This is a genomic window from Cellulosimicrobium marinum (assembly GCF_020551945.1).
Lineage (GTDB): Bacteria > Actinomycetota > Actinomycetes > Actinomycetales > Cellulomonadaceae > Cellulosimicrobium > Cellulosimicrobium marinum.
Map to the genome: position 1 here is coordinate 208,528 of NZ_JAJBZH010000005.1, position 25,986 is coordinate 234,513.

Here is a 25,986-nt window from a genome sequence, read left to right on the forward strand (position 1 = left end):
ACCGTGGCCGACGTGAGCAGCCAGGCCGAGACCCACGACGAGACCGGGGGCGTGTACGCCGCGCCCGGTGCCGACGCCTCTCGGGTCGCGCCGCCCGTGGCACCGGGACCCGCCACCGTGACCGAGGCCCCGACGTCGGGCCCGCCGCCCGGGGAGACGGCGCAGGAGCAGCGCACCGACGTCGTCGGGCGACCGCTGCCCGACTTCCCGGAGCCGGCACCGCTCGCGACGCACGGGCCGGGCCGCATCATCGCGATGTGCAACCAGAAGGGCGGCGTCGGCAAGACGACGACCACGATCAACCTCGGTGCCGCGCTCGCCGAGTACGGGCGGCGCGTCCTGCTCGTCGACTTCGACCCGCAGGGCGCGGCGTCCGTCGGCCTCGGCGTCAACCCGCACGAGCTCGACCGGACCGTCTACAACCTCCTCATGGAGCGCTCGGCCGACGTGCACGACGTGCTCGTCCCCACGGAGGTCGAGAACCTCGACCTGCTGCCCGCGAACATCGACCTGTCCGCCGCGGAGGTGCAGCTCGTCGGCGAGGTGGCCCGCGAGTCCGTGCTCGCGCGCGTTCTGCGGCCGGTCGTCGACGACTACGACGTCGTCCTCGTGGACTGCCAGCCCTCGCTCGGGCTCCTCACGGTCAACGCGCTCACGGCCGCGCACGGCGTGCTCATCCCGCTGGAGTGCGAGTTCTTCGCGCTGCGCGGCGTCGCGCTGCTGGTCGAGACGATCGAGAAGGTGCGCGACCGGCTCAACCCGCGGCTCGACGTCGACGGCATCCTCGCGACGATGTTCGACTCCCGCACGCTCCACTCGCGCGAGGTCGTCGCGCGCGTGCACGAGGCGTTCGGCGACAAGCTCTTCCAGACGGTCATCGGTCGCACGGTGAAGTTCCCCGACGCATCCGTCGCCGCCGAGCCCATCACCGCGTACGCGCCCACCCACCCCGGCGCGCAGGCCTACCGGCAGCTCGCCCGGGAGCTGGTCGCCCGTGGCGACGCCGCCTGACGTCGCACCGGCGAGGCCCGTCGACCCGGCCGAGGTCGCCGAGCCGGGCGGCTTCGAGGTCCGGCTGGACAACTTCACGGGACCGTTCGACCTGCTGCTGTCGCTCATCACGAAGCACAAGCTCGACATCACGGAGGTCGCGCTCGGTCGCGTGACCGACGACTTCGTCGCCTACATCCGCACACAGGAACAGGCCGCGCAGGCCGCGCGCGCCGCGGGGGTGGACCACCCGGGGTGGGACCTCGGGACCGCGAGCGAGTTCCTCGTGGTCGCGGCGACGCTCCTCGACCTCAAGGCCGCCCGCCTGCTGCCGTCGGGCAGCGTCGACGACGAGGAGGACCTCGCGCTCCTCGAGGCGCGCGACCTGCTGTTCGTGCGCCTGCTGCAGTACCGCGCGTACAAGGAGGTCTCCGGGGTGCTCGCCGAGCGCCTCGCGAGCCAGGGGCGCCGGTTCCCCCGGGTCGTCCAGCTCGAGCCGCACCTGGCCGCCGCCCTGCCCGAGCTCGTGTGGACGCTCGGCCCGGACCGGCTCGCCGCCCTCGCCGCGGGCGCCCTCGCGCCCAAGCCGCCCCCGCCGGGCGTCGACCTCGCCCACCTGCACGCCCCCGCGGTGAGCGTGCGCGAGCAGGCCGAGCTCGTCGCGGGACGCGTGCGCCGCCAGGGCGTGGCGACGTTCCGCTCGCTCACGGCGGACGCGGGGGAGACCGTCGTGGTCGTCGCCCGCTTCCTCGCGCTCCTGGAGCTCTTCCGCGAGGGCCTGGTCGGGTTCGACCAGGTCTCGCCCCTGGGCGAGCTCACCGTCCGGTGGGCCGGGGCCGACGAGACCGACGACGCGGACCTCGACCACGCGGACCCCGACGACCCGGAGCCCGACGGCGCGCGGCGCGGCGTCCCGGTGCTCGCGGCCGGGGTGGGCGGCGAGTTCGACGAGCAGGACGAGGCCGAGGAGGCGCTCGCGTGACGGACACCGACCAACAGGGGGCGGCGCCGACCGACCCCGCGGCCACGGACGGCCTGGACGGCCCGGACGTCCACGACCTGCCGGGCGGCCTGCCGGCCGCCCTCGAGGCGGTCCTCATGGTCGCCGACGAGCCCGTCCCCGTCGTCGAGCTCGCCGCGGCGCTCGCGGTCGCCACCCCCGAGGTGGAGGCGGCGCTCGTGGCGCTCGCGGCGGAGTACCGCGGCGAGGACGGGGCACGGCCGCGGGGCTTCGAGCTGCGCGAGGCGGCCGGGGGGTGGCGCGTGTACTCGGCGCCGGCCCACGCCGAGGCCGTCGGACGGTTCGTCCAGGGCGGGCAGACGGCCCGTCTCACCCAGGCGGCGTTGGAGACTCTGGCCGTCATCGCGTACCGTCAACCGGTCAGCCGGGGGCAGGTGTCCGCGGTGCGCGGCGTGAACGTCGACGGCGTGGTGCGCACACTGGCCGCCCGCGGGCTCGTGGCCGAGACCGGTCAGGACCCGCACACCGGTGCGAGCCTGTTCGGCACCACGGGGTACTTCCTTGAGCGCATGGGCTTCACCTCGCTCGACGAGCTGCCGCCGCTCGCACCGCACCTGCCCGGCATGGACGACCTCGAGGGCATCGACGGTCTCGCGGACCTCCGGTCGGCGGGCACCGGGCGCCGCCCCGCAGCACAGGCACCCGGTGACGGCGCGTCGGACGACGCACCGCACGACGGGACCACGGACGAAGGACGGGAATGAGCACAGCAGACCGACGCCGGGACGGCGGGGCGCCGCGACGCGGTGGGTCGCAGCGGCCCGGGGCTCAGCGGGGTGGGGCCCAGCGGGGTGGGGCTCAGAGGGGCGGGTCCCAGGGCGGCCGGGGTTCCGGCGCCCGGGACGGCGCCGCGAGCCGCCGCCCTCGGCCGGCGCCCGAGCCCGTCAAGGACGTGCACGTCGAGGACGGCGTGCGCCTGCAGAAGGTGCTCGCCGCCGCGGGCCTCGGCTCGCGCCGCGCCTGCGAGGAGCTCATCGCCACGGGCCGCGTGGAGGTCGACGGCGTGCGCGTGCGCGAGCTGGGCGTGCGGGTCGACCCGGCACGCGCCGTCGTCCACGTGGACGGCATGCGGCTCCAGCTCGACACGTCGCGCGTCACCCTGGCGCTGAACAAGCCCCGCGGCGTCGTGTCCACGATGCACGACCCCGAGGGCCGTCCCAGCCTCGCCGAGCTCGTCGCCGACCGCTCGGAGCGCCTGTTCCACGTCGGCCGGCTCGACGCCGACAGCGAGGGCCTCCTGCTCCTGACCAACGACGGCGAGCTCGCGAACCGCCTCGCGCACCCGTCGCACGAGGTCGCGAAGACGTATCTCGTCACCGTCCAGGGCAAGCTGCCCGGGAACCTCGCGAACCGGTTCCTGCACGGCATCGAGCTCGAGGACGGCGTGGTCCGCGCCGACGCCTACCGCGTCGTCGACCAGGTCGCCGACCGGACCATGGTCGAGCTCGTCCTGCACTCCGGGCGCAACCGGGTCGTGCGCCGCATGTTCGACGAGGTCGGCCACCCCGTGTCGCGGCTGGTGCGCACCCGCATCGGCCCGATCGCGCTCGGCAACCTGCGACCCGGCACGACGCGCGTCCTCGGGCGCACGGAGCTCGGCACTCTCATGTCCGCCGTCGCCCTCTGAGCCGCGCACCGCGCACGAAGGAGCACCACCCATGCCGGTCCGGGCCGTCCGGGGCGCCACCCAGCTCGACGTCGACGAGCGCGACCACCTGTTCGCCCGCACGCGCGAGCTCGTGCAGGCCGTCCTCGACGCGAACAGCGTCGACACCGCCTCGCTCATCTCCGTGATCTTCACCTGCACCCCCGACCTGGTGTCGGACTTCCCCGCGGCCGCCGCGCGCGAGATGGGCCTGGGCGACGTCCCGCTCATGTGCGCGACGGAGATCGCGGTGCCCGGGGCGCTGCCCCGCGTCGTGCGGCTCATGGCGCACGCCGAGCTCGACGTCGAGCGTGCCGACGTGCAGCACGTGTACCTCCACGGCGCGGTGGCCCTGCGCCGGGACCTGGCCCAGTGAGCGCGCGCGAGGCCGCGCAGGACGGAGACGAGATGACGCACGGGACGGCGCACGACGCCGAGGTCGGCACGTCGCTGACGGTCGCGATCGACGGGCCGTCGGGGTCGGGGAAGTCCAGCGTCGCGAAGGGCGTCGCGCGGCGGCTCGGCCTGGCCTACCTCGACACGGGGGCCATGTACCGGGCCGCCACCTGGTGGTGCCTGCGGCGCGAGGAGGACCTCGGCGACGGGGCCGCGGTCGCGCGGGCGGTCCGCGTCATGCCGCTCGTCGTCGGCCTCGACCCGGACGCGCCCACGGTCCACGTCGACGGGACGGACGTGGGCGAGGCGATCCGCACCACCGAGATCTCGACCGCCGTGAGTGCGGTCGCGACGAACCTCGAGGTGCGGGCCGAGCTGCGCCGCCTGCAGCGCGACGTCATCGAGTCCGAGCGGCAGGGCGGATTCTCCGCGGGCCGCGGCGTCGTCGCCGAGGGGCGCGACATCACGACCGTCGTCGCGCCCGACGCCGACGTGCGCGTCCTGCTCACCGCGAGCGAGGAGGCGCGCCTCGCCCGACGCTCGCTCGACGTGCACGGCACGGCCGACGCCGCGGCCGTCGAGGCCACCAAGGACCAGGTGCTGCGCCGCGACCGCGACGACGCCACGGTCTCCCAGTTCCAGGTCGCCGCCGACGGCGTCGTGACCGTCGACTCCTCCGACCTCGACCTGCCGCAGACGATCGACGCGGTGCTGGAGGTCGTCGAGCAGGTGACGGGCCGGACGGCGGGTTCGCCCACGCAGCCGTGAGCGGCACGCCGCGCGTCCCGTCGCCCGCGGGTCCCGCGTGGTCGCGGTGGGTCGGACGGTTCCTCGCGCGCGTCGTGTGGGACACCCGCGTCGAGGGGGCGGAGCACGTGCCCGCCGACGGGCCGGTCGTGCTCGCCGCGAACCACACCGGGTTCGTCGACGGTCCGGTCGTGCTCGGGGTCGCGCCGCGGGCGCTGCACGTGCTCGTCAAGGAGGAGATGTTCGTCGGCCCCGTCGGGTGGGTGCTGCGCGCCGCCGGGCAGATCCCCGTCGACCGGGCCGGGGGACGGCGCGCCCTCGCCACCGGGCTCGCGGTGCTGCGGCGCGGCGGCGGTGTCGGGGTGTTCCCCGAGGGCAACCGCGGCCGGGGCGACGCGACGACCGCGCGCGCGGGTGTCGCGTGGCTGGCGCTCCACGGTCAGGCGCCCGTGGTCCCGGTCGCCGTCCTGGGCACCCGGCGCACGGGGGAGGGCGTGAACCGTCTGCCGGGCCTGCGCCGACGCCTCGTCGTGCGGTTCGGCGAGCCCGTCGCGGTCGTGCGCGCCCCCGGCACGAGCGGCAAGCAGGCGCTCGAGGACGCCAACGAGCGCATCCGGACGGCGCTCGCCGAGCTCGTCGCGGACACGGTCGCGCGGACCGGGATCGCCCTGCCGACCGACGACCCGAACCGCGAGCGTGGTGCCGCCCTCTGACGCCGCACACCTCCCCGCGCGCCGGGTCGGCCGGTGCGCGGTAGGTTCGCGCTAGCCGTGCCGGACCCGGGAGGGGGTGAGCCGATGGCCGGGAAGGCCACCACCGTCGACGAGTACGTCGCCGGGCTCGAGCCGGGTGCGCGCGACGTCGTCGAGCACCTGCGCGGGGTGGTCCACGACGCGGTGGAGGGCCTCGGCGAGCGCATCAGCTACGGGATCCCGACGTTCACGCTCGACGACCGGTACGTCGTGTACCTCGCGGGGTGGGCGCACCACGTGTCCCTCTACCCCGTCCCGGACGACGTGGACGACGACCTCGCCCGGCGCCTCGCACGCTACCGCGACGGGAAGGGGACGCTGCGCTTCCCCCTCGCCGAGCCCGTGCCGGACGACGTCGTGCGCGCGGTCGTCGTGCTCCTCGCGGCGCGTCGCGACGGCACGGCCGGCTGACGAGGGGGCGGCGTGCGCGGCGTCACGGCCCGCGGACGGGCGAGCGTTCGGCGTCGGGCTCTGCGCCTGGGAGAATGGACCTCATGACCACACCCGACCAGGCCCAGCCCGGCGTGCCCACGGACGCCGCGGAGCTCACCGACGACGCGTCGCGGGAGCGCGCCCTGCGCGCGGGCCTCGACGACTACGAGCTGGAGGAGACCGACCTCGCGCTGCTCGACGCCGACGAGCTCGACCTCGAGGACCACGAGGCGGAGGCGCCGCTGCCGGTGCTCGCCGTCGTCGGTCGTCCCAACGTCGGGAAGTCGACGCTCGTCAACCGCATCCTCGGGCGTCGCGAGGCGGTCGTCGAGGACAAGCCGGGGGTGACGCGCGACCGTGTCAGCTACCCGGCGGAGTGGGCGGGGCGCCGGTTCACCCTCGTGGACACGGGCGGCTGGGAGGTCGACGTCGCAGGCATCGAGTCGAAGGTCGCGGAGCAGGCCGAGGTCGCGATCTCGCTCGCCGACGCGGTGCTGTTCGTCGTCGACGCGACGGTCGGGGCGACCTCGACCGACGAACGCGTCGTGCAGCTCCTGCGCTCCTCGGGCAAGCCGGTGGTCCTGTGCGCCAACAAGGTCGACGGGCAGTCCGGCGAGGCCGACGCCGCCTCCCTGTGGAGCCTCGGGCTCGGCGAGCCGCACCCGGTGTCCGCGCTGCACGGCCGCGGGACCGGCGACCTGCTCGACGCCGCGATGCGGGCGCTGCCGACGGAGTCGGAGCACGGCGAGGTGCGCCCCACGGGCCCGCGTCGCGTCGCCCTGATCGGGCGCCCGAACGTCGGCAAGTCGTCGCTGCTCAACAAGATCGCCGGGTCGGAGCGGGTCGTCGTCGACGAGCTCGCGGGCACGACGCGCGACCCGGTCGACGAGCTCGTCGAGATCAAGGGCGTGCCGTACGTGCTCGTCGACACCGCGGGCATCCGCCGTCGCGTGCACCAGACCAAGGGCGCCGACTTCTACGCGTCGCTGCGCACGCAGGCCGCGATCGAGAAGGCAGAGCTGGCCGTGGTGCTCGTCGACGCGTCCGTGCCGCTCACGGAGCAGGACACGCGCGTCATCTCCCAGGTCGTCGACGCCGGGCGCGCCCTCGTGATCGCGTACAACAAGTGGGACCTCATGGACGAGGACCGTCGCCCCTTCCTGGAGCGGGAGATCGAGAAGGACCTCGTGCAGGTGCAGTGGGCGCCGCGCGTCAACGTGTCCGCGCAGACCGGCTGGCACACCGACCGGCTAGTGCCGGCGATGGAGCGCGCGCTCGACGCGTGGGACACGCGCATCCCCACCGGGCGGCTCAACGCGTTCCTCGGCGAGCTCGTCGCGGCGCACCCGCACCCGCTGCGCGGCGGCAAGCAGCCCCGCATCCTCTTCGCGACGCAGGCCTCCACGCGCCCGCCGCGGTTCGTCGTCTTCGCGACCGGGTTCCTCGAGGCGGGGTACCGCCGGTTCATCGAGCGTCGTCTGCGCGAGACGTTCGGGTTCGAGGGCACGCCCATCGAGATCAGCGTGCGCGTGCGGGAGAAGCGCAAGCGGTGACCGACGGCGCGCGCTCGCGCTCCGGGACGGGCGGGGGCGGTGCGCCCGGCCGGGTGGGGCGCGGGCGCGTGCTGCGCCTCGGCGTCGCCCGGGACACGGCGGCGACGCGCCACCTCGTGACGTTCCTCGTCGTGGCCGTCGCGACGGTGCTCGTCACGCGCTTCCTCCTCGCGGCGTCGGGGTACCCGCAGGTGGGCGGCGGTGAGCTGCACGTCGCGCACGTGCTGTGGGGCGGGCTGGGCATGGCGCTCGGCATCGTCGTCCTGCTGTCGTTCGTCGGCCCGACGCTGCGCTCGCTCGGCGCGGTGCTGAGCGGCGTCGGGTTCGGGCTGTTCGTCGACGAGATCGGCAAGTTCGTCACGGCCGACAACGACTACTTCTACGAGCCGACGGCGGCGCTCGTCTACGCGACGGTGGTCGTGCTCGTCCTCGTCGTCGAGGCGCTGCACGGGCGCCGGCGTCACCACCCGGCGGAGTACCTCGCCGTGGCGACCGACCGCGCGGTCGCCGGGGTCGCGGGCGGCTTCACCGACGAGGCGCGCGACGAGGCGCGGGCCCTCGTCGACCTGGGCCGCGGGCAGCCGACGGCCGAGGAGGTCGCGGCGCTCGTCGAGGCCGTGCCGCGCGACGACGCGGACGTGCCCGACCCGGTGCGCGCTCTCGTGCGACGGTCGTCCGCCGGGTTCCGATCTGTGCTGGAGCGCCGCTGGGCGGGTGTTGTCGTGGTCGTCGCCGTGCTCGGCACCGCCGTGGGGTCGCTCGCCGCGGGCGTGCGCGTCCTGGTCGGCGGGATCGACGTCCCGTCGTGGGTCGGGTGGGGGATCGTCGTCGGGGTCGCGGCGACCACCGCGTGCGTCGTCGTGGGCGTGCTGCGGGCCCGGGGCGGGGGAGCCCGGGGACCGTCGGCCCGGGGCGACGGCTCCGGCGACCGCCGGGCGGCGGCGGTGTGGGTGCGCCGCGGCGTGCTCGTCTCGCTGCTGCTCACGCAGCTCCTCGTGTTCCGGGCGCTGCAGTGGGTCGGGGTGGCGGGTCTGGTCGTCGACCTGCTCGTCCTCGCCGCCCTGGGTGCCGCGCTCGGGCGCGACGACGAGCGGCGGCACACGGGGCCGTGACACGCGCCGAACCCCGGGTTGCTCGGCACGTCGGGTCGGACGTGCCGGGCAACCCGGGGTTCGGCAGCGGGACGGTCAGCGCATCGACGTGACGGGGAAGCCGTCCATGTCGTCGAACGACTGGTTCTCGCCGGCCATGGCCCACACGAACGAGTACGCCGCGGTGCCGACGCCCGAGTGCACCGACCAGCTCGGGGAGATGATCGCCTCGCGGTCGCCCACGACGAGGTGCCGGGTCTCGGTCGGCTGCCCGCACAGGTGGATCACGCGCGCCTCGGCCGGGACGTCGAAGTACAGGTAGCACTCGGTGCGCCGGTCGTGCGTGTGCGCCGGCATGGTGTTCCACATGCTGCCCTCGTGCAGCGACGTGACGCCCATGACGATCTGGCAGGACTGCACGCCGTTCTCGTGGATGTACTGGTTGAGCGAGCGGCGGTTCGACGTCACCTGGTCGCCGAGCTCGCGCACCGTTCCCTGGCCCGGCAGCGTGAGGACCGTCGGGTAGGCGGTGTGCGCGGGGGCGGAGAACAGGTAGAACGCCGCGGGACCCTCGTCCCCCGACGCGTCGACGTTCGCGAACACGACCTCGCGCACACCGCGGCCCACGTACAGGCACGCGCCCTTCGGCAGCTCGTGGACCTCGCCGTCGGTCGTCACGGTGCCCGTGCCGCCGACGTTGACGATCCCGACCTCGCGGTGCTCGAGGAAGTACTCGCTGCGGATCTCGTCGTAGGTCGGCAGCGGCAGCGGGCCGTCACCGGGGACGGCGCCCCCGAGGACGACGCGGTCGTGGTGGGTGTAGGTGACGTTCACCTCGCCCGGGACGAACAGGTCCTGGACGAGGAAGCGGTCGCGCAGCTCCTGCGTCGTCGCTCCGGTGATCTGCTCGGGGCTGGTGGCGTAACGCTGTTCCACTGGTCTGCTCTCCTGGTGTCGCCGACCGGTCGTTCCGGCCGGAGGTCTGGGTGCGGGCGGGCGGCGGGTCAGCGCACGAGCCAGCCGCCGTCCACGGGCAGCACGACCCCGTGGACGTACGCGGCGGCGTCGGACGCGAGGAAGACGAGCGCGCCGGCGAGGTCCTCGGGAAGCCCCCACCGTCCGGCCGGGATGCGGTCGGCGATCGACCGCTCGCGCGCCTCGTCGGCGCGGATGGGGGCGGTGTTGTCGGTCGCCATGTAGCCGGGCGCGACCGCGTTGACGTTGACGCCGCGGGCGGCCCACTCGTTGGCGAGCGCCTTGGTCAGGCCCGCGACCGCGTGCTTCGACGCCGCGTAGCCGGGGACGAGGATGCCGCCCTGGAACGACAGCATCGAGGCGACGTTGACGATCTTGCCGCCACCACGCTCGAGCATGCGGCGACCGGCCGCCTGGGACAGGTGGAACACGGCGTCGAGGTTGACCGTCAGGACGGTGTCCCAGTCCTCGGCGGGATGCTCGGCCGCCGGGGCGCGGCGGATCGTGCCCGCGTTGTTCACGAGCACGTCGACGGCGCCCAGCGTCTCGACGACCTCGGCGACCGCGGCGTCGAGCTCGGCGGGCGTCGCGGTCGCGAGGTCGCGCTGGACGCTGTGCACGCGCCGGCCGAGCGCCTCGACCCGCGCGACGGTCTCGGTGGGCACGCTGCGGTCGAGGAGCGCGACGTCGGCGCCCGCCTCGGCGAGCGCGACCGCCGCGCCCTGGCCGAGGCCACGGCTCGTGCCCGTGACGAGGGCGACCTTCCCGTCGAGGCGGAACTGGTCGAGGATCATGCGGGCGCTCCTTCGGTCGAGGGGGTCGTGGGCGGGGCGACGAAGCGGGTCGTGAGCTCGCCGAGCCCCGCGACGCGGACCGTCACGGCGTCGCCCGCGACGAGCGGCCGGTGCGTGTCGAGCGCGTCGGGCAGCTTCTGCGGCGTGCCGGTCGAGACGATGTCGCCGGGCTGCAGGGTCACGACGTGGCTGAGGTAGCTGACGAGCTCCGGCAGGCGGAACACCATCGTCGCGGTGCTCTGCGAGACGGTGACGACGCCGTCGCGCACGACCTCGACGGTCAGGTCGTGGAAGTCGGGCACCTCGTCGGCCGTGACCACGGCGGGGCCGAGCTGCCCGAACCCGTCGAAGCACTTGCCCATCGCCCACTGGCTCTGCCGGCGCTGCCACGCGCGGTCCGAGACGTCGTCGAACAGCGTGTACCCCGCGACGTGGTCCATCGCGTCCTCGACGCGCACGGCGTGGGCGCGGCGGCCGATCACGACGGCGATCTCGCCCTCGTAGTCGACGTCGTCCGCGACCGCCGGCACGACGACCGCGTCGGACGGGCCGCTCAGCGTGTTGGGCGTCTTGACGAAGACGTCGGGGAACTGCGGGTCGTCGGCCGTCGGGTCCTGGCCGTCCGGGACGTGCCCGCGGTAGTTGTACCCGAGGCACAGGATCGTGCCGGGCCGGACCGGCGGCGCCAGCCGGGCGTCGTCGGCCCGGGGGAGGGAGCGCCGGGCCTCCACGTCGGCCGTCGCGTGCTCGACGGCGTCGCGCGCCCGCTGCGTCAGGCGGGCGTCGGCGAGCACGTCGGTGACCGTGACCCCGTCGCCGAGGTGGACCGCGAGGTCGAGGAGGCGCTCGCCGTCGGCGGCGTCCACCAGGGCACCGGGGTGCTCGGGCCCGCCGGGCCCGTGGGGCAGGTGCGTGACGAGCCTCACCAGTACTTCACCCAGCCCGGGCGCGTGTGGCGCACGAGCGCCTCGAGGTAGAAGTAGTCGCCCCACAGGCTGCCCTCGTCGACGCCGATACTCTTCGGCGCGTCGTAGACCGAGTGGAGGAGGAGGGCGTCGGACTCGACGCCCTCGGCCTCCGGCGTGTACTCGGCGACGAGCGCGCGCAGCATGTCGAGCGAGGCGGCCGCGTACCGGTCGCGGCGCTCCGGGTCGGCCTCGACCGACGCGAGCTCGTGCAGCCCGCACGCGGCGATGGCGGCGGACGAGCTGTCGCGCGGCGCGTCGCTGCCGTCGGTGTAGACGAGGTCCCAGTAGGGCACGCCGTCGGACGGCAGGTGCGCGAGGAAGTAGTCGGCGCACCGGCGCGAGGCGTCGAGCAGGGCCGGGTCGCCGGTCACCTGGTGGTTCATCGCGAACCCGTAGATGCCCCAGGCCTGGCCGCGCGCCCAGCACGAGTCGTCGCCCGCGCCCTGCTCGGTCCCGCCGCGCAGCGGCTCGCCCGTCACCGGGTCCCAGTAGAACGTGTGGAACGTCGTGTCGTCGTCGCGGACGATGTGCGTCGCGAGCTGCTTCGTGTGCCGGCGCACGGCGTCGGGGAAGCGCTCGGAGCCCGTCTGCTCGCCGGCCCAGGTGAGCAGCGGCATGTTCATGAGGCTGTCGACGATGGTCCGGCCTCGCTGCGCCGGGTCGGACAGGTCGCCCCACGCCTGGAGGATGCCCGCCGGCTCGAGGAACCGGACCATGAGGTGGTCGGCGGCCGACAGGGCGGCACGCCGCGCGGTCTGGTCGCCGAGCAGGCGCCACGGCGCGACGCAGGACAGCGTGTAGAGGAACCCGAGGTCGTGCGTCTGCAGGTCCTCGCCCTGGTCGACCCGCCGCGCGAAGTCGGCGACATGCCGCTCGCCCGCTGCGCGGAACGCGTCGTCGCCCGTGAGCTCGAACGCGAGCCACTGCAGGCCCGGCCAGAAGCTCGTCGTCCAGCCGCGGTTCGCGCCCTCGGCGAACTCCGGCGTCGCGGGGCGCGGCGGGTACACGTTGCCGGAGGTCGTGTCGTCGGGGTAGAGGTCGCCGAACGCGGCGATGTTGCGCCGGACGGTCGCGAGCGCGGCGTCGACGGCGGGAGCGAGCTCGGTGGAGAGCCCGGGGGCGAGCGTCATCAGGAACATCCTTCGGGTCGGCGCGCGGAGCGGCCGACGGTCGGTGACGAGGTCAGGAGCAGGCGGTCAGCGGGAGGCCGCGACCGGCGCGGGGACGGTGCCGAGGGTCGAGCGCAGCGCGTAGCGGGCACCGCCCCACGCGACGAAGAGGAGCGGGGCGAGCGCCAGGCCGAGCCCGACGGCGGGGCGCGTCGCGATCACGGAGCCGAGCATCGCGAGGACGAGCAGCGACGGGAGCGTGAGGTACCACCGGCGCACGCCCGCGAAGAGCGACGCCCGGAGCACGTCGCGCAGGCGTGCCGTGGGGTGGTCGGCGAGCGAGGCGGCGGCGACGAGCGCCGTCACGAGGGTCAGCACGACGAGGGTGACGAACACGGGGATGGCGACCGCCCCCACGGGGTGGCCCCACACGGCACGCACGTCGACCACGAGCACCACCACCAGAGCGGTGCTCGTGGCCCCGAGCGCGACGGACCGGCGCCAGTGCTGCCGGTAGGTGCGCCAGAACGTGCGCACCACCTGCGCCGACCCGTCCGCGGTGAACGCCCGGAACACGCCGAACGCGGCGACGAGGGCGGGCGTGCACAGCGGCGCGAGGAGAGCCAGGGCCGGCCACGACGCCGCGGTGTCCGTCGTCACGGCGAGCACGACGAGCGGCAGGCAGCCCAGCACGACGAGGAGGTTGGTCGCGAGACCGGTGTAGGCCGTGGTGAAGACGAGCTCGTACGTCTCGTGCGACACGAGGCGTCGGCGGGCCTGCGGCGAGATGGCCATGGGATCAGCCCTTCAGCCCGGTCGACGCGACGCCCTCGACGAAGTACCGCTGGCCGAGGAGGAAGATGATCGCGATCGGCAGGACGGACAGCACCGACCCCGTCATGATCAGGGCGTGCTCGGCGTTGTACTGGCCGATGAAGGACTTGAGCCCGAGCTGCACGGTCCACAGGTCCGGGCTGCGCAGGTAGATGAGCGGTCCGAGGTAGTCGTTCCACGTGTTGACGAACATGAGCAGCGTGAGGCTCGCGATCGCGGGGACGGACAGCGGCATCATGATGCGGCGCCAGATCCCGTACTCGCTCAGGCCGTCGAGGCGTGCGGCCTCGCTCAGCTCCTCGGGGATCGTCTCGAAGAACTGCTTCATGAGGAACACGCCGAAGGCGCTGAAGGTCTGCAGCGCGATGATCGCCCATAGGGTGTTCGACAGCCCGGCCTCGGACAGCATGATGAACTGCGGGATCATGTACGACTGCCACGGCACGGCGATGGTGCCGATGTAGAGCAGGAACAGGGCGTCGCGGCCCCGGAAGCGCATCTTGGAGAAGCCGTACGCCGCGAAGCTGCCGGTGAGCACCTGCAGGACCGTGACCGACACGGACAGGATGAGCGTGTTCTTGAGCCACGTCGTCATGTCCGAGCGGGACCAGATGTCGAGGTAGTTCTGCCACACGACCGGGTCCGGGAACCACTGGATCGGGACGGTGAAGACCTGGTTGTTGGTCTTCAGGGAGGAGATGACCATCCAGAAGAACGGGAGCAGGATCGCGGCGGCGGCGACGATCATGATCGTGTAGCCGGCGACCTTGCCGAGGACCGGGGTCCCGCGGCGCCGCGGGCGCGGGCGGGGGGCCTTCGCGACGGTCGCGGGGACCGGCGCCGGACCGGGGGTGGGGGTGTCGAGCGTGGCCATCAGACCTCCCTCCTCTTGTTCACCACGAACTGGAAGATCGTCACGAGGATGCAGATCGCGAACAGGGCGACCGAGACCGCCGACGCGTAGCCGAACTGGTTCTCGACGAAGCCCTTCTGCCAGATGTACTGGCTGAGGACGAGGGTCGACTGTCCGGGGCCGCCGTTCGTCATGACGAGGATCAGGTCGAAGATCTTGAAGCTCTGGATCGTGAGCATGACGGTGACGAAGAACATCGTCGGGCGCAGTCCCGGCAGCGTGACGTTCCAGAACCGCTGCCACGCGTTCGCGCCGTCCATGCGTGCGGCCTCGTAGAGCTGGGCGGGGACGGTCTGCAGGCCGGCGAGGAGCAGGAGCATGTAGTAGCCCATCTCGCGCCACACGCTCACGAGGATGACGGCGGGCATCGCCCAGGCGCTGGACGTGGTCCAGCCGGGCGGGTCGTCCACGCCGAGGAGACGCAGGAACTGGTTGATCGGCCCGAACTCGGGGCTGAACAGCATGTTCCACACGACCGCGATCGCCACGACGGACGTGATGTACGGGAAGAACGCGACCGTGCGGAAGAACGCGACGCCGCGCAGCTTGCGGTTGAGCAGCAGCGCGAGCCCCAGCGAGGCGGCGAGCGTGAGCGGGATGTGGATCACCGCGTAGTACAGCGTGTTGAGCAGCGCGCGGTGGAAGCTCGCGTCGCCCACGAGCCGCTGGAAGTTCTCCAGGCCGATCCAGTCGGCGACGCCGAAGACGTTCCAGTTCGTGAACGAGATGTAGAAGAGCGTGATCACCGGGACGAGCGTGAGCAGCCCGAACCCGAGGAAGTTCGGCAGGATGAAGCTGTACCCGATGAGGGTGTTGCGCAGCCGGAGGCGGCTCCCGGCGCGGCGGCGGTCCGTCGGGGGCCGGGTCGGCGCGGTCGTGCCGTCCGTCCTGGGCCGCGACTCCTCGTCGGCGGCGATGGTCGACATCGTAGAACTCCTGTGTCTGGGCGGTCGTGGGCTGCCGCCCCCGCCCGGGGCCGCGTCGTCGTGACGCGGTCCCGGGCGCGGGTCCGGCGCGGAGGGTGTCAGCCGATCCCGGCCTCGGACGCGGCACGCGTCTGGGCCTCGGCGATCGCGTCGGCGATCGAGGTCGACTCCGACATCACGGCCGTGTGCAGGTCGTTGAGGATGTTCTGCACGGTCGCGGTGCTCGCGGCGACCGGGTTCTCCGGACGGGTGTCGTGCGTGGAGAACGCGAACCGCGACAGGTCGTCGGTCGGCACGCCGTCCAGACCGAAGAACGTGTCGACGACGGTGTCGGAGAAGAGTGCGGGGGTGATGCCGATCTCGGCCAGCGCCGAGGCGCCGCCCTCGCCCGCCGCGAACGCCACGAAGTCCTTCGCGGCCTGGACCTTCTCCTCGTCGATGGCCGGGTTGATGCCGAGACCCGTCGGGTCGCCGAACGTCACCGGCGTCGCGTCCGTGCCCGTGGTCGACTCGTCGACCTGCGGGATGGGCGCCATGCCCCACGCGAACTCGTCGGCCTCTCCGTTGTCCTGCTGCGCGATGAGGGTCGCGGCGTACCACGTGCCCATCGGGAGCATCGCGCTCTGCTGCGTGCCGAACTGCGCCTGGTAGGTGAGGGAGTTCGTCGTCACGGTGCCGAGGCTCGGCTGCGCGCCGGCCGCCTGCAGGTCGAGCGCGCGCTCGTAGAACGGCTCGAGGTAGGAGTAGTCGCCGCTGTCGAGCGAGGCGCCCTCGCTCTGGGCGAGCGCGAAGCCCTGGACGGTCGACTGCCACGAGTGCTGGTAGGTGCCGGTCGCATCGGAGCCCGAGCCCTCGAGCCCCGTGGTGAGGTCCTTCGCCGCCTGGACGTAGTCGTCCCACGTCCACGAGCCGTCGGGCTGCTCGACGCCGGCCGTGTCGAACATGTCCTGGTTGTAGTAGAGCACCCACGAGTCCTGGCGGTACGGCACCGCGAAGTGCGCGCCGTCGGCCTCGTACGCGTCGAGCCCGCCCGTGCTCGGGTCGAGCTCGGAGGCGACGTCGGACACGTCGAGCAGCTGCTGGCCCGACTGGTAGGTGTAGAAGTTCTTGAGGTTCTTGATCACGTAGACGTCCGGCGCCGTGCCGGCGGCGAGGTCGGCCGTCATCTGCGTGTCGTAGTCGTTGCCCGCCGCGTACTCCTGGACCTCGACGGTGACGTCCGGGTTCTCCTCGTGGAACGCGTCGGCGAGCGTCTGGAACTCCGGCGTCTGGGAGAGGCTCCACCCGGCCAGGGTCAGGGTGACGGGACCCTCCGCGGCGGGGGCGTCGTCGCCGGAGGTGTCGCCGCCGCAGGCGGTCAGGGTGAGGGCGATCGCGGCGGCCGTACCGATCGCGATCGGGGTCGTGCGCTTCATTCCTTGCTCTCCTTCGAGTTCGGTGGCCCGGCGTCGGGCCTGGTCCTCGCGCCGGGGCGGCGGTCGGGTGGGTCAGGGCAGGTCGGTGAGCGTGCGTTCGCCGTCCGGCCAGTGCACGGCGACAGCGCGTCCTGCCGTCGTGAGCTCGGGTGCGTCGACCGTGCGGTGCGGTCCCGAGGGGTTCGTGACGCGGGCGTCGCCCGCGAGGGTGAGGAGCAGGGCGTGCCACCGGCCCGGCTCGACGGGCAGCTCGGCCACGTCGACGACGGAGGCGTCGCCCAGGGGCGAGGCGTCGGTGCGGCGCTCGCGGGCCACGCGCGCCCCGCCCGCGGCGCCGAGCGGGACGACGCCGGCCGCCGGGCCGGGCTCGACGACGGGCCAGCCGCCGACGTGCAGCCGGATCGACGAGGCGTCGACGCCCTCGGCGAGCTCGTCGACGCGCACGAGGCGGACCTCCCAGGGGCCGCGCACGAGCGACACGACGGTGATCGTGCCCGCGTCCGTGGCGACGCCGGGCAGGCCGGACCCGTGGTCGCGCCCGGTCGTGTCGGCGTCGAGCCAGTGCGCCCGCGCGACGGAGCCGGCCACGCCGACGGGCACCTGTCCCGCCGTCTCGTCGACGCGTGCGGGCAGCGCGCGCCATCCGGTGCGGTGGGTCGCGCGGCCCGCGGCGTCGACGAGCGTGACGCTCTGGTCGACGGGCGAGACGCGGCTCGCGAGGTCGGACCAGGGGGCGGTCACGGTCGAGTACCCGAGCCGTGCGTAGAGCGGGGAGTCGCCGACGCGGTCGCCCTCGTGGGCGTGGTCGGTGCCGTGGTTGACGACCCGGACGACGCCGTCGGCGTGCGTGCCGGAGACGAGCCAGCCGGGGGCCGTGACGGCGCGCAGCACGTCGCCGCGCTCGACGGGAAGGGGCTCCTCGGTCGCGGTCCACGCCGGGTGGTCGGCGGGCAGGGCGAGACCGACGAGGCCCTTGCTCGCCCAGTACGGCGACCCGGGACCGGTGTAGGACTGCGAGATCGGCAGCCACTCGTGGTGCCAGCCCTGGGTGAGCAGGCCGCGCTCGTCGGGGGCGCCGCGTCGCACGAAGTGGTCGACGACGCCCGAGGCCGCACGGCGCAGCGCTCCGGGGGAGTGCGAGGGCACCTCGGCGATCGCCCCGACCCAGAAGGGCGCGGCGGCCGCGAAGCGGTAGGTGAGCGAGCGGCCCTGCAGCAGCGGCGACCCGTCGGCGCCGACGAGCGCGAGCGCGTCGTCGAGGAAGCGGTCGAGGAGCGCCGTGTCGTGCTCGCGGCGCGGGGCGGCGAGGTCGTCGGTGCCGCGCATGCGTGCCCAGAGCGTGGGGTAGAGGTGCAGCGCCCAGCCGGCGTAGTGGTCGTAGGAGCGCTCGTCGCCGTCGGCGAGCCAGCCGTCGGCGCGCACGAACGTGTCGTGGGTCGCGAGGTCCGCGACCATCTCGTCGAGGGAGTGCGGGCCGCCGACCGAGCGCAGGAACGTCTGCACGACGAGGCGGAACCAGACCCAGTTGATGCGCGGGTACGTGTCGTCCCCGACGGCCTCGGCGAGGTAGTCGACGAGCTGCTCCTGCACGAGCGGGGAGAGCCCGTCCCAGATCCACTCGCGCGTGAGGTCGAGCACGAGGGCGAGCGAGGCCGCCTCGACCTTGGCCTGGGCGTGCTCGGACAGGCGCAGCCAGCGGTCGGCGGCGTGCGGGTCCGAGCCCGTGGCGAGGCCGCGGGCGTACCACTCGGCGTACCCGTGGGGGTCGGCGCCTCGCTCGCCGGCGAGCCGGAAGCCGGCGAGCAGGAAGGTGCGCGCGAAGCCCTCGAGGCCGTCGACCGCGCGGCCGTAGCCGCCCTCGGGGCCGGGCAGCGTGATGCGGGCGTGGCCGGGGGAGGCGAACGGGACCGCGGAGGCGAGGAGGTGGTCGCCGAGGGCGGCCCACCGCGCACGGTCCCACCCGGTGAGGGGGCTCGTGGCGAGCAGCGGTGCGGTCGACCGCGACCGCGTGCTCTCGAACGTCATGGTTCCTCCGTGCCGTGCGTCGCGCCTCGGTGTGCGACGTCGTCGTGCTCTGTGAACCTGGCGTTCATCGCTCGGTCCCTTCGAACACGTTCGGAGTCAATCGCTCAGAAACGGACGCTGTCAAGCGCGTACCCATTCTGTTACGATCGCTTCTGATCGTTAGAGTGCGACCGTGCTCGGGGTCGAGGGGTGAACGGCACTGCTGCCGTCCCACCCCGCCGACGCGGGCGCGGCCTGGATCCCGCACGACCCGGCACGCCGGGACACGGACCTCGACGGAGAGAGATGCCCACGCCCTTCACCGGACCGCTCGCCGCGTCCTTCGCGCACGCCGTCGCTACGATGGACGACGCCTCCGGACGTCGCGCGGCGCTCGCCGACCTGCTCGTCGAGCCGACCCGCGCGCTGCCGCTCGCTCCCGCGACCGACCGCGCCGTGTGGTCGGCCGTGGACGGCCTCGTCGACGCCGCGACCGTCGACGACCTCGTCGCCCGCGCGGGGAAGGACCTCGGCACGCCGTGGCCGCTGCCGCTCGCGAGCACCACCGCGCGGCTCCACCGCGACGGCAACCGGACCGCGCACGAGGAGCAGGTGTTCGCCCGCCAGCACCGCCTGTCGCGCGCGGTCGTCGCCGCGGCCGTCACGGGCGAGGACCGGTGGGTCGACGAGGTCGCCGACGGCCTCTGGGCGCTGTGCGAGCAGTCGTCGTGGTGCTGGCCGGCGCACGACGACGCGTTCGCGACTCGCGGCTGGGTGCTGCCGGACCCGGACCGCCCGTTCCTCGACCTCGGGGCCGGGGAGGTCGCCGGTCAGCTCGCGTGGACCGACCACCTGCTCGGCGACCTCCTGCGCGTGCGGTACCCGGGCCTGCGCGAACGTGTGCGGGCGGAGGCGCGACGTCGGGTCGTCGAGCCGTTCGTCGAGCGTCGCGACTGGCACTGGATCGGCCTCGACGGCGACGTGCACAACTGGAACCCGTGGATCCACGGCAACGTGCTCGTCGCCGCCCTGCGCCTGCTCGACGACCCGGCCGACGCCGGGCTGCGCGCCCACGTGGTGGACCTCGTGATCGAGGGCCTCGACCGGTACGTCGCGGTGCTGCCGGAGGACGGCGCGATCGACGAGGGCTACGAGTACTGGTGGAACGGCGCGTGCCGCGCGCTGGAGGCCCTCGACGTCCTCGCCCACGCGACCGGCGGCGCGCTCGACGCGCTCGACCCCGCCCACCCGGTCCCCGCGCTGCGCGCGACGGTCGCGTTCCCGCACCGCATGCACCTGGGCGGTCCGTGGTACCTCGACCTCGCCGACGGCCGCGCGCGCCCGCCGGTGGAGCAGCCGTGGCACGCGCTGCACCGCGCCGCGCGCCGCGCCGGCGACGAGGACGCGCGCCGCCACGCGGCGTCGTACCGCGTACCGGGTGCGCCCGTCGCCGACGAGACCGCGGGCCTCGCGCGCCTCCTGCGCGCGCTCACCGACGGCGCGTGGACCAGCGCCGCGCCGGAGGGTTCCCCGCTGCCGCGCGACGTGTGGCTCGCCTCGACGCAGGTGCTCCTCGCGCGCGAGGAGGGCGGGAGCCCGCGCGGCCTCACCCTCGCCGTCAAGGGCGGGCACAACGGCGAGCACCACAACCACAACGACGTCGGGTCGTTCGTCGTCGCCTCCGACGGCGTGCCCGTGCTCGTCGACGCGGGCCGACCCACGTACACCGCGCAGACGTTCGGCCCGGACCGGTACGCGATCTGGACGATGCAGAGCTCCTGGCACAACGTGCCCGAGATCGCGGGCACGCCGCAGGAGGCGGGCGAGGCGTTCGCGGCGCGCGACGTCGTCGCGCACGACGGCGCGCTCTCGCTCGACCTCGCGGGCGCCTACCCGGTCGACGGCCTCGCCTCGTGGCGGCGCGTCGCCCGGATCGAGCGCGACGCCTCGCCCTCGCGGGTCGTGGTCGCCGACGCGTGGGACCTCGGCGACGCGGCGCCCGCCGCGGCCGTGGTGCACCTCCTGCTCGCGGGCGACGTGACGGTCGTCCCCGGCGAGGCACGGGTCGTGCCGCTCGACGGCGCGCCGCCCGTCGTCGTGCGCTGGCCCGCCGACGTCCCGCACGACGCGACGCGGCGCGCCCTCGACGACCCGATGCTCACCGCCGTGTGGGGAGAGCACCTGACGCGGCTCACGCTCGACGTGACCGACCGGACCGACCTGACGCTCGTCGTCGTGCAGGACGACGCGAGAGACCTGGAGGGGGCAGCATGACCACCGAGGAGATGCAGCGTGCGCCGCTCGCCGCCGAGCGGCGGGCGCACCTGCTCGCCTCGCTCAAGCGGGACGGTGTCGTGCGCGTGGCCGACCTCACCGGCGAGCTCGGCGTGACGGCCGTGACGGTGCGTCGCGACATCGCGCAGCTCGAGCGGGAAGGACTGCTCGCGCGCGTGCACGGTGGTGCCGTGCCCGCCGGCGGCACGGGGGGCGGGACGGAACCGGCCGCGCGCGCGACCATCGGCGTGCTCGTCCCGTCGCTCGACTACTACTGGCCCGGCGTCGTGCGGGGCATGGAGGCCGAGGCGCGCAAGCACGGGCTGCGGGTCGTCCTGCGGGGGTCGTCGTACGAGGCGGCGGACGAGCGCCCGGCGCTGGAGCGGCTCGTCGCGACGAGCGACCTGCAGGGGTTGATCCTCGCGCCCCGCACCGACAGCCCGCAGGCCCAGGAGCTCGCGCAGTGGCTCGCGCGCACCGACGTGCCGTCGGTGCTCGTCGAGCGCGAGGCGGCGCTCGCGCCGCACCGGGAGGCCCTGGAGTCGGTGGTGTCCGACCACGCGCTGGGCGCCCTCATGGCCGTCCACCACCTCGCGGACCTCGGCCACCGCCGGGTGGGTCTCGTCATCTCGCGGCAGTCGCCGACGTCGCGCAAGATCGCGGCCGGGTGGCGCGCGGCGTGCGCGGACCTCGGCCTGTCGTCCGAGGAGCACTTCGAGCGACTCGCCCCGGACCGGCACCGCCCCGAGTTCGCCAAGGCCATCTCCGAGGTGGTCGACACCGCGGTCGCGTCCGGCACGACCGCGCTGCTCGCCCACTCGGACCCCGAGGCGTTCGCGATCGTGCAGAACGCGCAGGACCGGGGCATGTCGGTCCCCGGCGACCTGTCCGTCGTCGCGTACGACGACGAGGTCGCGGGTCTGTTCAGCCCGGCGCTCACGGCGGTGCGCCCGCCGCGCGCCGCGGTGGGGCACGCCGCGGTGGACCTGCTCGCGAAGCGGATCGCGGACCCCTCTCGGCCCGTCCACCGCGTGGCGATCAGCCCGACGCTCGTCGTGCGCGAGTCGACGGGACGGGTGGCCCGGCGCCCCTGAGGCGGCGCGTCCTGAGGCGCTCGCCCCGAGGGCTCACCCCCCGTACCGCGGACGGTAGGGGGGGTGAGCCGCGTCGGACTGCCGGACGCCGGGCCCGCGGAGGGGCCCGGCGCCGGGTCTAGCAGGTGGGTGCTGCGTGGGCGATCTCCTCGACGCTCTCGCGCCCCTCCGCGCGCGCGGTCACCGTGACCACGCCCTCGGCCGGGGTGCCGCGCACGACGAACGCCTGGTAGGCGTTCTTCCCGGGCGCGACGTCCTCGAACGTCTTCGTGCCGTAGGCCGTGGCGACCTCGAGGTCGAGGGCGGCCTCGTCGTCGTTGGTCACGCGGACCGCGAGGTACGGCTTGCCGGCGAGGCAGCGCTGCTCGACGACGGCGGTCGTCGCGACGCCCTGCTCCGCCTCGTCGCCCGCGATCGCGACCCACGAGATCACGGGCGCCTCGGTGCCGCCGTCGTTCGCGACGGTGTACGACACGACGGTCTCCTCGGTGAGCGTGAGCTCGCCCGAGAGGACCTCGGAGCGGCCCGAGCTGCCGTTGGGGAAGGCGACCTTGCCGACGGGCACGCTGACCGCCTGGCCGTCCGACCCGGTCCACGAGACCGAGGTCTGCAGGTTCCGTGCCCTGCCGTTGCCGACGTTCCACCACTCGGTGTGCCCGGACGAGACGGTGTACGTGCCCGCCGGGAGGGTGAACCGGTAGACGAGCGGCGTCGAGGCGCCGGCGGTGTACCAGCCGGTCTCGCGCATCTTGTCGTACGGCGTCTGGTTGAGCAGGCCCTTCGCCGAGTAGCTCGCGGCCCGGCCCCAGCCGGCGGCCTCGGACCACAGGGCGTCGGCCTGGGCGTTGCGCAGCGTCCCGCCCTGCGCCGCGACGAACGCCTTGACGGCGGGATGCGCGACGGCGGCGGGCGTCGCCGGCGCGTTGGCGTCGACGAAGTACTGCACGCCGTCGGGGACGACCTCGACCTGCGCGGTGACGGCGAGCGCCTCGTTGTCCGTGAACGTCCCGGTGAGGGTCGTCGTGGCGTACGGGGTGTCGAACGCCCCGGCGGGCACGAACCACTCGACGGGGGCGTCGATGGTGGTGCCGGCCTGCGACGTCGCGCGCACCGTGTCGGGCAGCTCCGGCGCCTGTCCCACGCTGGTGGCGAGGCGCGCGACCGGCTCGGCCACGGTGACCGGCGTGGTCTCCGGGTCGGTGACCACGGGCGGCGCACCGCCGACGAGGACGTCGACGCCGTCGAGCGTGAACGTGCCGCTGCGGACCGTCACCGTGACCGTGTGCGGGGTCGACCCGTCGAGACCCCGCTGCCAGTACGACGTCTGGCGGTCGCCGGTCGAGCCGACGTCCACGGTGCGCACGGGCTGGTCGTTGACCGCGACGTCGATCGTCGCGGCGGCGCTCGCGCCGAACAGGTTGAACCCGGTCCCGTCGACCTCGAACACGGCGGAGCGGCCCGTCGTCAGGACGTGCTGGGTGCGGTTGAGGTGCGCGTAGCCCGACTGGTTGAAGGAGAAGCCGCCGGGGTAGGAGATGCGTGCGTCGGCGTCGTCGATCTTCACCGACTCCCAGGCCTGGTCCTCGATCGGGGTGACGGCGAGGTCGTCGTACTGGGTGTTGTAGTAGCCGCTGACGATCGAGATCCGGCCGGTCATCATGGGGTTGCGGCTCGCGTCGACGTACCGCGTGAGCGGTGCGTCGTCGAGCGTGACCGTGATGACGTTGTCGCGCGCCTCGACGGACAGCGCGTGCCACGCGTCGGCGTCGAACCCGGCGACCGTCCCGGAGGACACGACGGTGTTCAGCTTGCGCAGCTGCCACGTGCCGTCCGCGTGGACGCGGGCCGTGTACGTGGCGAGGTCCTGGCCGGCGGGCACGTGCTGGCGCACGCCGAGGCCGGCGAAGTTCTCCAGGCTCGCGTCGCGCACCTGCGTGTCCAGCCGGAAGTCGACCGACGCGGTGTAGTTCGCCCACGCGTGGTCGCCCAGCACGGTGGCCGGGGGAGCGGTGGACACGCGGTCCTGCTCGTGGCTGCCCCACACGTCCCACGTGTAGCCGCGGTTGTCCGCGTGGATCTGCTGGACCATGACGTTCCCGCGCTCGCCGTCGCCCTCGACGACCTCGAACGCGCCGTTCTGGTCGGCGGTGTACCGCGGCGAGCCGCCGCGGCGCTCGACGTAGCCCATCTCGACGCCGTTGATCTCGGTCGTCGGGTAGTCCGCGTACTCGAAGTCGTCCGTGTACGGCAGCTCGAGCGCGGTGTCCTGCGCCGGGGAGGCGTAGTCGGCGCGGTCGTACGCCTCGGTCGTGCCGTGCACGCCCTGGGGCAGCGTCGACAGGGTCTGGATCGAGTACGGCGCGATCTCGACCTGGTAGACGGCGTACTCGGTGCCGTCCACGGTCTCCGTGCGCACCGGCTCGACGTACCCGGTCGGCCGCAGCCAGTTGGCGTCGTACTCCTCGCCGGCGTCCGGGCCGCGCGTCTCCCACACCGTGAGCGGGCGCGGCTCGCCGAGGTTCGCGACCTTGACCTCGAAGTGGCGCGCGGTGCGCGTGTTGTTGGCGTGCACCTGCGTGACGTCGGGCTCGCCGCCCTCCGCGGCGGGCGTGCGCAGCGTCATGTACGTGCGCGTCGAGGTGTCGACGTTCGTACCGCCGTCACCCTTCGTGCCGTCGCCGTACGTCGCTCCCTCGACGTACTCCCAGCCGCTCTCGGCGAACTGGTGGAAGTGGCGCACCGTCGCGACGCCGACGCCGCCCTCGTAGTAGCCCGACCACGGGTCGGACGCACGGACGAGGTGCTTGGGCGAGTACTGCGTGCCCTCGTACATCGCGCTCACCGCGGGCTGGAACAGGAACGACGTCATGTGCGCCGGGTTCGCCCCCGCACCGCTCCACCGGTAGGCGTTGATGAACCGGTCGGCGATGTCGACGGCGCCCACGGTGCCGCCGATGCCGCCGCGCTCCGGGTCGGCCTCGACGCGGTACTCCGGGTCGATCATCGGGGCGACGCCCTCGGAGTACAGCACCTCCATGCCGTACTCCTTGTTGAGGCGCGTGAGGTTCGGCCCGCCCGCGATGTCGTAGTGGTAGCCGATCGCGTCGATCTGCTCCAGCGCGGCGGGGCTCCCGAGGATCGCGGCCGCGACGGGCTCGACGTTGCGGTACGTGTCGAGCGCGACGATCTTGATGTCGCCGTAGTCGTAGCGCGCGTCGTCGGCCTCGGCGTCCGCCTCGAGACGCTCCGCGAACTCGACCGTCCACGCCAGCTCGGGCGCGATCGACGCCTGGTGGAAGCTGCCGCCCACCTCGTTCTGCGACGGGGACATGTAGTCGAACTCGACGCCGTACGTGTCGTACGCGGCGTCGATCGTCTCCTTGTACCACTGGTAGCGCAGCTCGGGGTCGGTCTGCGTCCACGACGGCTCGCCCCAGCGCAGCGCCTCGGTCTCGATGTCCGGGTTGATGGACAGCGCGTCCGCGATGAAGTGGAAGCCGGCGCCACGGAGCACGTTCGCCGGCTCGTCGGCGCTGCGCTTCGTCGCCGGCTCGGTGCCCGACGACGTGTTCGTGTCCGAGCCCATCTCGACCTTGATGTGCTTGAGACCGGCGCCGGTCTCCGGGTCGAAGATGAGGTGCATGATGCGCCAGTACGCCTCGGGGTTCTCCTCCTTGTAGTCCAGCAGGAGGTTGCCCGTGTTGTTGCACGACACGGACCCGAAGCCGCCGAACACGTTGTACGGCGTGCCGTCCGCACGCCGCTCGACGTCCTCGCCGTCGACGAGGATCTCCTTCCAGTTGATGGACGGGTCGTCGAAGCGCAGCTCCGGCAGGTCGGCCGGGAGCGCGGCGGTCGCGCTCGGGGACGCCGGCGCGGGGGCGGACGCGGCGGGCACCGCGGCGGCGAGGCCGGTCACGGTGAGCGCGAGCGCCGTCGTGACGGCCGTGGCCGTGCGCGCGTGGCGCCTCGTGCCCGGTGGGGCGTGGAGTCTCATGGGTCTGCCTTCCTGCCGCCGTCGTCGGCGGCGTGGGTGGTGGGGCTCGTGCGGTG

General features: G+C 73.9%; 22 protein-coding genes. 12 read left to right on the plus strand and 10 right to left on the minus strand.

Annotated features, from left to right (window positions below; translation table 11 throughout):
• Positions 1–117 precede the first annotated feature (117 nt).
• The 10 genes from LGQ04_RS12745 to LGQ04_RS12790 all read left to right on the plus strand — a co-directional run bounded on the left by LGQ04_RS12745 (position 118) and on the right by LGQ04_RS12790 (position 8,648).
• Entirely contained in the window at positions 118–1,011 is an 894-nt protein-coding gene (locus LGQ04_RS12745) for a ParA family protein (protein ID WP_372470075.1), read from the plus strand.
• On the plus strand, positions 995–1,972 hold the full coding sequence (locus LGQ04_RS12750; protein WP_372470064.1) for a segregation and condensation protein A: 978 nt from the start codon (positions 995–997) through the stop codon (positions 1,970–1,972). The genes LGQ04_RS12745 and LGQ04_RS12750 overlap by 17 nt, the downstream gene beginning before the upstream one ends.
• Positions 1,969–2,715 (plus strand): SMC-Scp complex subunit ScpB, encoded by a 747-nt coding sequence (scpB, locus tag LGQ04_RS12755; protein WP_372470065.1) that lies wholly within the window; start codon positions 1,969–1,971, stop codon positions 2,713–2,715. The genes LGQ04_RS12750 and scpB overlap by 4 nt, the downstream gene beginning before the upstream one ends.
• 188 nt (positions 2,716–2,903) lie before the next feature.
• Positions 2,904–3,638 (plus strand): pseudouridine synthase, encoded by a 735-nt coding sequence (locus tag LGQ04_RS12760; RefSeq protein ID WP_372470066.1) that lies wholly within the window; start codon positions 2,904–2,906, stop codon positions 3,636–3,638.
• Positions 3,639–3,669: 31 nt separating this feature from the next.
• Entirely contained in the window at positions 3,670–4,032 is a 363-nt protein-coding gene (aroH, locus tag LGQ04_RS12765) for a chorismate mutase (protein WP_229244238.1), read from the plus strand.
• A 32-nt stretch (positions 4,033–4,064) separates the two neighbouring features.
• Positions 4,065–4,820 (plus strand): (d)CMP kinase, encoded by a 756-nt coding sequence (cmk, locus tag LGQ04_RS12770; protein ID WP_229244244.1) that lies wholly within the window; start codon positions 4,065–4,067, stop codon positions 4,818–4,820.
• Positions 4,817–5,512 carry a lysophospholipid acyltransferase family protein gene (locus LGQ04_RS12775; protein WP_229244246.1) on the plus strand — a complete coding sequence of 232 codons (696 nt, stop codon included), beginning with the start codon at positions 4,817–4,819 and terminating at the stop codon, positions 5,510–5,512. Before cmk ends, LGQ04_RS12775 begins: the two co-directional genes overlap by 4 nt.
• Before the next feature lie 84 nt (positions 5,513–5,596).
• Positions 5,597–5,962: an iron chaperone gene (locus tag LGQ04_RS12780; RefSeq protein ID WP_229244248.1), complete on the plus strand. Its 366-nt coding sequence runs from the start codon at positions 5,597–5,599 to the stop codon at positions 5,960–5,962.
• Positions 5,963–6,045: 83 nt separating this feature from the next.
• A complete protein-coding gene (der, locus tag LGQ04_RS12785) occupies positions 6,046–7,536 on the plus strand; it encodes a ribosome biogenesis GTPase Der (protein ID WP_229244250.1) in 1,491 nt (496 codons plus the stop codon).
• The gene (locus LGQ04_RS12790) at positions 7,533–8,648 is read left to right on the plus strand and encodes a hypothetical protein (protein WP_229244252.1); all 1,116 of its coding nucleotides are present in this window, start codon (positions 7,533–7,535) and stop codon (positions 8,646–8,648) included. The genes der and LGQ04_RS12790 overlap by 4 nt, the downstream gene beginning before the upstream one ends.
• 75 nt (positions 8,649–8,723) lie before the next feature.
• On the opposite strand, the gene kduI is transcribed toward LGQ04_RS12790, so the two are convergent.
• From kduI to LGQ04_RS12835, 9 genes are all read right to left on the minus strand, one after another.
• Positions 8,724–9,563 carry a 5-dehydro-4-deoxy-D-glucuronate isomerase gene (kduI, locus tag LGQ04_RS12795; protein WP_229244254.1) on the minus strand — a complete coding sequence of 280 codons (840 nt, stop codon included), beginning with the start codon at positions 9,561–9,563 and terminating at the stop codon, positions 8,724–8,726.
• Between the two features lie 68 nt (positions 9,564–9,631).
• Complete coding sequence (kduD, locus tag LGQ04_RS12800) at positions 9,632–10,396, minus strand: 2-dehydro-3-deoxy-D-gluconate 5-dehydrogenase KduD (protein ID WP_229244256.1); 765 nt, start codon at positions 10,394–10,396, stop codon at positions 9,632–9,634.
• A complete protein-coding gene (locus LGQ04_RS12805; RefSeq protein ID WP_229244258.1) occupies positions 10,393–11,322 on the minus strand; it encodes a fumarylacetoacetate hydrolase family protein in 930 nt (309 codons plus the stop codon). Before LGQ04_RS12805 ends, kduD begins: the two co-directional genes overlap by 4 nt.
• Positions 11,319–12,494, minus strand: coding sequence for a glycoside hydrolase family 88 protein (locus tag LGQ04_RS12810; RefSeq protein WP_229244260.1), 1,176 nt, complete (start codon positions 12,492–12,494; stop codon positions 11,319–11,321). The genes LGQ04_RS12805 and LGQ04_RS12810 overlap by 4 nt, the downstream gene beginning before the upstream one ends.
• A 66-nt stretch (positions 12,495–12,560) precedes the next feature.
• Positions 12,561–13,268 (minus strand): YesL family protein, encoded by a 708-nt coding sequence (locus LGQ04_RS12815; RefSeq protein WP_229244261.1) that lies wholly within the window; start codon positions 13,266–13,268, stop codon positions 12,561–12,563.
• Between the two features lie 4 nt (positions 13,269–13,272).
• A complete protein-coding gene (locus LGQ04_RS12820) occupies positions 13,273–14,181 on the minus strand; it encodes a carbohydrate ABC transporter permease (protein ID WP_372470067.1) in 909 nt (302 codons plus the stop codon).
• Entirely contained in the window at positions 14,181–15,146 is a 966-nt protein-coding gene (locus tag LGQ04_RS12825; RefSeq protein WP_229244262.1) for a carbohydrate ABC transporter permease, read from the minus strand. Before LGQ04_RS12825 ends, LGQ04_RS12820 begins: the two co-directional genes overlap by 1 nt.
• A gap of 98 nt (positions 15,147–15,244) precedes the next feature.
• Positions 15,245–16,561 carry an ABC transporter substrate-binding protein gene (locus LGQ04_RS12830; protein WP_229244264.1) on the minus strand — a complete coding sequence of 439 codons (1,317 nt, stop codon included), beginning with the start codon at positions 16,559–16,561 and terminating at the stop codon, positions 15,245–15,247.
• Between the two features lie 72 nt (positions 16,562–16,633).
• On the minus strand, positions 16,634–18,586 hold the full coding sequence (locus LGQ04_RS12835) for a DUF2264 domain-containing protein (protein ID WP_229244265.1): 1,953 nt from the start codon (positions 18,584–18,586) through the stop codon (positions 16,634–16,636).
• Between the two features lie 285 nt (positions 18,587–18,871).
• Between LGQ04_RS12835 and LGQ04_RS12840 the strand changes: the two genes are divergently transcribed.
• On the plus strand, positions 18,872–20,839 hold the full coding sequence (locus LGQ04_RS12840; RefSeq protein WP_229244267.1) for a heparinase II/III domain-containing protein: 1,968 nt from the start codon (positions 18,872–18,874) through the stop codon (positions 20,837–20,839).
• Complete coding sequence (locus LGQ04_RS12845) at positions 20,836–21,933, plus strand: substrate-binding domain-containing protein (RefSeq protein ID WP_229244269.1); 1,098 nt, start codon at positions 20,836–20,838, stop codon at positions 21,931–21,933. The genes LGQ04_RS12840 and LGQ04_RS12845 overlap by 4 nt, the downstream gene beginning before the upstream one ends.
• Before the next feature lie 118 nt (positions 21,934–22,051).
• Here LGQ04_RS12845 and LGQ04_RS12850 read toward each other — a convergent pair whose 3' ends face one another.
• A complete protein-coding gene (locus tag LGQ04_RS12850; protein WP_229244271.1) occupies positions 22,052–25,930 on the minus strand; it encodes a glycoside hydrolase family 30 protein in 3,879 nt (1,292 codons plus the stop codon).
• Positions 25,931–25,986 lie beyond the last annotated feature (56 nt).

Excerpts from the sequence above, each read along its gene's own strand:
- aroH (WP_229244238.1), top strand. The coding sequence starts at position 3,670 with ATGCCGGTCCGGGCCGTCCGGGGCGCCACCCAGCTCGACGTCGACGAG.
- cmk (WP_229244244.1), top strand. The coding sequence starts at position 4,065 with ATGACGCACGGGACGGCGCACGACGCCGAGGTCGGCACGTCGCTGACG.
- LGQ04_RS12780 (WP_229244248.1), top strand. The coding sequence starts at position 5,597 with ATGGCCGGGAAGGCCACCACCGTCGACGAGTACGTCGCCGGGCTCGAG.
- der (WP_229244250.1), top strand. The coding sequence starts at position 6,046 with ATGACCACACCCGACCAGGCCCAGCCCGGCGTGCCCACGGACGCCGCG.
- kduD (WP_229244256.1), bottom strand. The coding sequence starts at position 10,396 with ATGATCCTCGACCAGTTCCGCCTCGACGGGAAGGTCGCCCTCGTCACG.
- LGQ04_RS12810 (WP_229244260.1), bottom strand. The coding sequence starts at position 12,494 with ATGACGCTCGCCCCCGGGCTCTCCACCGAGCTCGCTCCCGCCGTCGAC.
- LGQ04_RS12815 (WP_229244261.1), bottom strand. The coding sequence starts at position 13,268 with ATGGCCATCTCGCCGCAGGCCCGCCGACGCCTCGTGTCGCACGAGACG.
- LGQ04_RS12820 (WP_372470067.1), bottom strand. The coding sequence starts at position 14,181 with ATGGCCACGCTCGACACCCCCACCCCCGGTCCGGCGCCGGTCCCCGCG.
- LGQ04_RS12825 (WP_229244262.1), bottom strand. The coding sequence starts at position 15,146 with ATGTCGACCATCGCCGCCGACGAGGAGTCGCGGCCCAGGACGGACGGC.
- LGQ04_RS12830 (WP_229244264.1), bottom strand. The coding sequence starts at position 16,561 with ATGAAGCGCACGACCCCGATCGCGATCGGTACGGCCGCCGCGATCGCC.
- LGQ04_RS12835 (WP_229244265.1), bottom strand. The coding sequence starts at position 18,586 with ATGACGTTCGAGAGCACGCGGTCGCGGTCGACCGCACCGCTGCTCGCC.
- LGQ04_RS12840 (WP_229244267.1), top strand. The coding sequence starts at position 18,872 with ATGCCCACGCCCTTCACCGGACCGCTCGCCGCGTCCTTCGCGCACGCC.
- LGQ04_RS12845 (WP_229244269.1), top strand. The coding sequence starts at position 20,836 with ATGACCACCGAGGAGATGCAGCGTGCGCCGCTCGCCGCCGAGCGGCGG.
- LGQ04_RS12850 (WP_229244271.1), bottom strand. The coding sequence starts at position 25,930 with ATGAGACTCCACGCCCCACCGGGCACGAGGCGCCACGCGCGCACGGCC.